Origin of the sequence: Psychrobacter sp. Arc9, from assembly GCF_041431295.1 — a bacterium.
Taxonomy (GTDB): Bacteria; Pseudomonadota; Gammaproteobacteria; order Pseudomonadales; family Moraxellaceae; genus Psychrobacter.
In genome coordinates, this window is record NZ_JASMRK010000003.1 from 221224 (window position 1) to 228754 (window position 7531).

Genomic DNA, 7531 nt, shown 5'->3' on the forward strand with positions numbered 1-7531 from the left:
ATTAATCGCTAAGGTTATACCAAGAAAACAGTTGATAATCTTAACAACTTCAATTTTAATTATTTGAACCAAAGGAATGTTTATGGCTGTTTATAATGCCCCTCTTAATGACATGCGCTTTATCTTAAATGATGTATTTAAGGCGCCAGAGTTTTGGCAAAACAACGAAAACTTGGCTCATGTTGACATGGAAACTGTCGATATGATTTTAGAAGAAATGGGAAAACTGTCAAAAAACATTCTACTTCCTATTAACCGTAGCGGTGATGAAGAAGGCGCAACTTTCGAAGGTGATGGCGTCGTCACGACTCCGACAGGATTCAAAGAAGCCTACAAGCAATATGCTGAATCAGGCTGGGTTGGCTTAAGCGGTAATGCTGAATACGGCGGTCAGGGCTTCCCTAAAATGGTTACCATGCTCACCGAAGAGATGGTTTTCACTGCCAACCAATCATTTGCCCTATATCCAAACCTAACAGTCGGTGCGACGCTTTGCTTAAATGCAGCTGGCTCTGAAGAGCAAAAGCAAACTTATCTAGAAAAAATGTACAATGGCGAATGGGCTGGCACTATGTGCTTGACAGAGCCGCATGCTGGTACTGACTTGGGTATTATCAAAACCAAAGCCGTGCCTAATGATGACGGTAGCTATGATATCTCTGGCACCAAAATCTTTATCACTGGTGGTGAGCATGACCTTACTGACAACATCATTCATTTGGTATTGGCAAAAACACCAAATGCACCAGAAGGCTCAAAAGGCATTTCACTATTTGTCGTACCAAAATTCTTGGTCAATGCAGATGGTAGCTTAGGCGAGCGCAACACATTAGCGGTAGGCTCTATCGAACATAAAATGGGTATCAAAGCCTCTGCGACTTGTGTCATGAACTTTGATAATGCTAAAGGTTGGATGGTTGGCGCGGAAAACACTGGTCTATCATCAATGTTCATCATGATGAACTACGAGCGTGTCACTATGGGCTTGCAAGGCCTTGGTGGTTCTGAGCTTGCCTATCAAAATGCAGCGTTATATGCCAATGACCGCGGTCAAGGCCGTAGCGATACACAGCTACAAAGCCCAGAAAAACCTGCTGATGCTATTATCCATCATGCTGACGTCCGTCGTATGCTATTGAATGCCAAAGTAAACACTGAAGCGTCACGCTGTTTTGCGATGTATGTTGCCAAAAACCTTGATGAAGAGAAGTTTAGTACCGATCCTGAGTCGGCCAAAGCAGCTGCGGCTCGTGTTGCCCTATTAACACCAGTTGCTAAAGCGTTCCTGACTGATAAAGCACTAGAAGCCACTGTTGATTGTCAGCAAGTATTTGGTGGTCATGGCTATATCCGCGAATGGGGTATGGAGCAGATCGTTCGTGATACCCGTATTGCGCAGATTTATGAAGGCACCAACGGTATTCAAGCGCTTGACTTGTTAGGTCGTAAAGTTGCTCGTAACAACGGCAAGTACGTCACTCACTTCTTGGGCGAGATTCGTGACTTTGTTAACAACATGCAAGCAGACCACGCTATCAAACAAGCTACGTTAAATGCAGCAGATACCATTGAAGAGCTAACCACCACTGTGCTTAACAACATCGGCGAACGCAAAAATGAAATCAATGGCTGTGCGGTTGACTACATGCATGCGTTTGGCTACCTTGCCTACTCGTACATGTTTGCATTGATGGTAGAAGCCGCTAATGGCAAAGAAGGCGAGTTTTATACCAATAAAGCCAAGCTTGCTGATTATTTCGTCGGTCGTGTCTTACCGCGTATCGATGCTCATGCACAAATGGTCAAAGCTGGTAGCGACCCAATGATGAACTTTGATCTTGCTTATTTCGACGTTCCTGCAAGCTAAGCTCATGGCAAAGCTAACCTAAAATATCTTGATTAAAAGGACAGTCGTGTTACTGTCCTTTTTTTTGTCAAAATAACTGCTAACAAAATAATTCAATATCAATAGGCAGTTCCGATTAAAATAACGCAAGACAAGATGTCGCTCGACTACAATTGAACGATTGGTAAACATTACTCAACCACTTATACCGACTTAAATAATAAAAACGATTGAAACAACCATGATAAAGGGTGCGACGTGTCAGAATTAAAACGCATTTTACAACAGATTACCGCCTTGAGCGACGTGCCAGACCCTGCGGTACTTAAACGCTTGATTGATGAGCTACGAGTCAGTGATAAAGAACCTGCATTGGCCAACGAAAAAATTCAATCCCTTATTGATATCATACATCAGCATCCAGAATATGGAGATGGGCTGTCTAGTTTTGTGCTAAAACTGATTATTCAATATCGACAAATTGCGCTGTATACCGATACTGGTATTATGTCCGATCAAGGTTTCTTCAATAGCTTACGCCGGTTGATTGGCCATCGGTTTTTACCATTATTGCCACAAGATGACTCTGTCGTTGAACTGGTGGGCTACTTATTTAATAAACGCTCTGATGAACGCTGGCTGGCCAATATTGAAAAGGAAAAATGGGACAAACTGGTTGAGCTGGTTCGCGTAGAAGAGAAACACTTAAATCTAGTCGCTACTGCAAAAAACAGTATTCTAAACGCCATTATCATTTTGTCTTATCGCATCAGCGGTATCGGCTTGCATCCTGATTTGATGGAGTCGTATCCGCAAATACTGAACTATTCCGCGTCTTTTGTTGCACAAAATCAAGAAGCCGTACTCTTCGTCAATCAATATCGTCAAGCACATGAGCTTGATACCTTGACAGATATCACGCCTGAGCAAGCAGTCGACCCCGCGCCATTGTTGGTTATGCTGGAACAGTGCGAAGATATCGTCGCTACCGTACGCAAGCGAATTTATAAGACCGGTATTTCTATTCGTTTGACTAATATGATGCTGCGTCTAGATCAAAGCTTGCAGCGTATGCGGATTTTGACTGAGCTGGTCACAGACGATAATCAAAAGCGAGATCGTGCTGTTATCGAACTGATACAGGCGCTCATCACTACAGCCAACCAGCGCTATAGCATTGGTTATTTGATTGATAACAATACCAAACTACTCTCTCGTAAAGTCACAGAAAATGCCAGCCGCGTCGGTGAGCATTATATTAGTACCGACAAAGCTGGCTATCAAAAGATGCTCAAAAAAGCCTCTATTGGTGGTTTTGTCATTGCATTTATGGCAACCATAAAAATACTGGCGTATCACTTAGCGCTCGCACCCATGGGTCGCGCGTTCATCAACAGTATGATTTATGGTTTGGGTTTCGTATTTATTCATGTTATTCGCGGCACAGTCGCGACTAAGCAGCCAGCCATGACCGCGGCTGCAATCGCTTCTACCATATCTGAAGGCTCTGGTAAAAAATCACATCAGTTAACTAAGCTATCAGAATTGGTCGTCGATATCTTGCGCACCCAGTTTATTGCTATCATGGGTAACGTCATGTTAGCCGTACCCGTCGCCTTGATTATCTCTTTTGCTTGGTTGCAATATACTGGCGCGCCAATGATCGATACCGAAAAAGCAGGACACCTGTTACATGATCTCGACCCCTTTCACTCATTAGCACTACCCCATGCTGCCATTGCTGGGGTTTACCTATTCTTATCTGGTTTGATTGCCGGCTACTACGATAACTTGGCAGTTTATAACAACGTAGGCGCACGCATACAACGTCACAAATTATTAAAATACATATTGCCTAGTTCATGGCTTCAGCGTTTAGGCGGCTTTATAGAGGCCAACTTGGGCGCTATCATGGGTAACTTCTTATTTGGGGTGTTCTTAGGTAGTACCGCGACTATCGGCTATATCTTCGGCTTACCAATTGATATTCGTCACATTGCCTTTGCTTCAGCAAACTTGGCACACGGACTATTCAATATATCTGCTGATGACATCAGCTGGAGCCTCATCCTAATTTCTATACTTGGCGTGGCCCTTATTGGTCTGGTCAACTTGATCGTTAGCTTTTCGTTGGCACTGTTTGTCGCCCTACGTTCTAAAGAAGTTCGCTTTTTTGAATGGAGTCGCCTCACAAAACTGGTATTTGGCCATATTATTAGCCATCCGTCTGACTTTTTCTGGCCACGTGATAAGCCAATGAAATATGCGCGTATCGACAGTCAGGGTCACATGATATTTGATGACACTTCCGCACAAAAAAATGGCAAATCTATACCAAGTAATTATGTGGTAAGGCGTCTGTCTGATGTCAGGATACTGCCTGAATCTAAACATGCTGATGCTCAATATTCTCAGACCAATACAGATATCAACTATGAAAAGCAGCCGACAGATGAGCATACGCAGCCGTATAACTCTCCTGAAAAGGTAATGGATTTGGACGATGGTTTAATCGATGACGAACTAAACAGCGTTCCTTATACCGATGATATCCAATACGATAAGGCCACCAAAACGATAAGTGCGATTGATAGCGATGTTGTTAGTGATGAGCCACACTACACTGACTCTGATGACAAGCAAACTGGTGATGCAAAAACACCTCTACCAAAACCTAAAAAACCACCAAAGCTGCCTAGTTAAATAGGTAGTTGCGGTGGCTTTATGCTCGATCGACTGTTGTTACTAAAATTATTTGTCATAACGTCTGTTATCAGAGTATGTTCGATGCGCTATAAAGGTAGCGAAGCATTGGCTATATAATTAGCATTCTTTTGTCTATCATCCTAAATTGTACTAAATTAATTGACCACAGACTTTGATCATAGGAAAGAAAATGTCGTTCTTTTATCCTAAAGATGTAGATTTTATGGAGATGTTTGGATGCGAGAGTCATATAGATAATGATGGTTTGCTAGAATCCACATTCATTGATACACAAAATAAAAAAATGGTTTTTTCTATCAGTGATATTCAGAACTCAATATCTGCTTATATATATCAAGATGAAGCATTAATATTTAAGATATATGAAGAAGGAGCGATGAGGGTCATGATATATGAAAATCAGATCATTATAGAATATCTGAATTATCAGGATTTATACGCTAAAAGACTTACTATTATTGATGTGTATCCAATATTTAAAATTGACCACTCTACTCTGATAGACAAGGATATGAACCAGCTAAACTAAATACTTTAAAGGTATTATCATATTAAGATGTACCTACAGCGAACCAATCAGGTGCTTTCACTGGTTCGGTACCCTAGTGAGGACTTGAATATTAAGCTGTCGGCTAATGGTATCAACGTTTTAACTCGCTAAAACAGTCACAGTGTACTTCGTGGTGTACTTACCATACATATTCTATCTGTGATCGATGCGCTATACAGGCATCAATGTGGTAGGTATATGAGACACCTCGGAATTTTAATACTCTCTAAGATTGTTGGATATCAAACAATCCCAGCGTGGTTCAGCATATGTATCAAAAAAACATTTTTTATTAGGAAAGGCCATGCTGCTTAGTTTTATTGCGCGCCATAGCACATTAATTATGCCAGTTTGTGCAATTATGGGCTTTGTTTTTCCAAACTTATCCAATGCAGTATTGGTATATTTACCCCAAATATTGTTCTTCTTGATGTTTTTTACTTTACTAGGCATTGACCAATATGCACTTTTAAAGCGTATAGCGACAAGCTATGTATGGGTTTTTGCCTTGTTACAAAGCGGGGGCATGAGTCTAGCTTTAATAGTAATTGCTTATGCACTCGGTGTACGTGGCGATTGGCTATTGGCGATTGCAGGTCTTGGTGCCACTGCCCCATTATTCGGTAGTGGTGCGTTGGTCAATGCGGTGGGATTTGATGCACAACTGGCGACGGCAAAAACTATCGCTGCTACGCTCGTTATGCCCTGTACATTATTAGGCGTATTATGGCTATTAGGCGATGAAAGTTCGAATTTAGACGTTGGTCTTTATGTCAAACGCTTGTTAGTTTATATTTTCATGCCAATGGTGCTAGCTGTGGGAGTGCGTCGGTTTGTTCCACCTGCTATTTTGTCACGTTATTATCCCAAAATTGGGCAGTTTAATATTTTACTGCTGATGTTGTTTCCACTGGGACTGATGGCAGGATTTCGTACTACGTTTGACCATAATCCCTGGCAAGCGTTGTTATTACTAGTGCTAAGTTCGGTATTGGCATTGGTGTTTTATTTTACCGCTTATATAATATATCGGCGTTTTGGCTATGAGAATGCTATTGTCGCGGCGCTGGTATGTGGCGGACGCAATGTATTACTTTCTTACACCATAACTGTACCCTTTATGGGTGCGGTGTTTCTACCGTTACTGGGTGCTTTTCAATTACCAATGTTTTGCTTACCCTTACTGGGCAAATATATGGCAAAACGCCATACAACTAGGCCTATGGATTTAAAATCAAGTTTTTGAACAGCCAGACTGTTAATAGATGATTTATCGTTTAAAGGATTTATTTTTTGAGTATACCCCAACGAAACCAGTTATTTCACCCTTTAAGTCTATTAACAGACTACTTAAAACAGACTGGTATAATGGAACTACTTATAACAGACTGTTTATTTAGCCTTATATATTAAGACGCTTATAACCCTCTTTATGGACTCGGGCACTGTGCGCTTGAAGTAAAAACCTTGCCGTCACCCAATCGATAAGCCAATAGATAATTACCCCACACGCAGCCACCATCGAGTGCGCGCGCATGTGGCAAATCAATCTCGCCTTTTAGCGCAGCCCAATGACCGAATAGTATCTTACGAGTGCGCGGTACTTTCCACTCAAACCAAGGCAAAAAATCGGTTGGCATAGCCTCATCTAAGCCTGCTGAAAAGCTAAACTCAAGCGACCCATCCTGCTTACACAAGCGCATACGCGTAAAGTAATTAGCGATCGCCCGCATCTTAGTAAATCCTTCGATACCTGCATGCCATTCATCCGCTTCTTTGCTATATAGATTTGGCAGCAATTGGTCGAGCTGCGCTAAATTACTTTGCAGCTGAGCTTCTAATTGCTGTGCATACCCTGCAGCTGCTTCAATACTCCAGTGCGGTGGAATACCCGCATGTACCAATACAGTATGCTCATCAGGATAAGCCAATATTGGCTGCCTGCGTAACCATTCAAGCAAATCATCACAGTCATCCGCAGCAAAGATAGGTGCGGTTTTGTCTTTATTTTTAAGCTTGGCTGCACCGCGCCAGACTGCTATCAAATTAAGATCATGATTGCCCAATACCGTTGCCGCAGCGCCTTGCTCACACAACGCTTTGACATGACGCAGTGTGTTCAATGAGTCCTCGCCGCGTGCTACCAGATCACCAGCAAACCATAACTTGTCTTGGGTAGGATCAAAATCCAGTGTTTTTAGCAATTGTAGATACGCAGCATAGCAACCTTGTAAGTCACCGATAACATACTGATGGCGAAAACTCATAACACCTCAACGATTTAAACCCGATAGTTAAAGACGGCTCGATAAGAAATAAATACTTAAGTACTAGGGCGTGTCTTCAATTCATCTTACAATGAACGATAGTACACGCCAGATAAAGCATTGACTTAAAATTACGCGCTA

The 7531-nt window shown here is 42.0% G+C and carries 5 protein-coding genes; 4 read left to right on the forward strand and 1 reads right to left on the reverse strand.

The genetic code is table 11. From position 1 onward, the window contains the following. The first annotated feature begins 82 nt into the window (after positions 1-82). The 4 genes from QO187_RS03165 to QO187_RS03180 all read left to right on the forward strand — a co-directional run bounded on the left by QO187_RS03165 (position 83) and on the right by QO187_RS03180 (position 6369). Positions 83-1867 (forward strand): acyl-CoA dehydrogenase C-terminal domain-containing protein, encoded by a 1785-nt coding sequence (locus QO187_RS03165; RefSeq protein ID WP_102092994.1) that lies wholly within the window; start codon positions 83-85, stop codon positions 1865-1867. 237 nt (positions 1868-2104) lie between these two features. Then, entirely contained in the window at positions 2105-4549 is a 2445-nt protein-coding gene (locus tag QO187_RS03170) for a site-specific recombinase (protein WP_102092993.1), read from the forward strand. 193 nt (positions 4550-4742) lie between these two features. Further along, on the forward strand, positions 4743-5102 hold the full coding sequence (locus tag QO187_RS03175) for a hypothetical protein (protein WP_102092992.1): 360 nt from the start codon (positions 4743-4745) through the stop codon (positions 5100-5102). A 328-nt stretch (positions 5103-5430) separates the two neighbouring features. Further along, positions 5431-6369 carry a lantibiotic ABC transporter permease gene (locus QO187_RS03180; protein WP_102093031.1) on the forward strand — a complete coding sequence of 313 codons (939 nt, stop codon included), beginning with the start codon at positions 5431-5433 and terminating at the stop codon, positions 6367-6369. 184 nt (positions 6370-6553) lie between these two features. Here QO187_RS03180 and QO187_RS03185 read toward each other — a convergent pair whose 3' ends face one another. Beyond that, positions 6554-7390, reverse strand: a complete 837-nt coding sequence (locus tag QO187_RS03185) for a symmetrical bis(5'-nucleosyl)-tetraphosphatase (RefSeq protein WP_102092991.1) — start codon at positions 7388-7390, stop codon at positions 6554-6556. Positions 7391-7531 lie beyond the last annotated feature (141 nt).

Bases quoted from the DNA above. Each gene is read 5' to 3' on its own strand.
- QO187_RS03165 (WP_102092994.1), top strand. From the start codon at position 83: ATGGCTGTTTATAATGCCCCTCTTAATGACATGCGCTTTATCTTAAAT.
- QO187_RS03175 (WP_102092992.1), top strand. From the start codon at position 4,743: ATGTCGTTCTTTTATCCTAAAGATGTAGATTTTATGGAGATGTTTGGA.
- QO187_RS03185 (WP_102092991.1), bottom strand. From the start codon at position 7,390: ATGAGTTTTCGCCATCAGTATGTTATCGGTGACTTACAAGGTTGCTAT.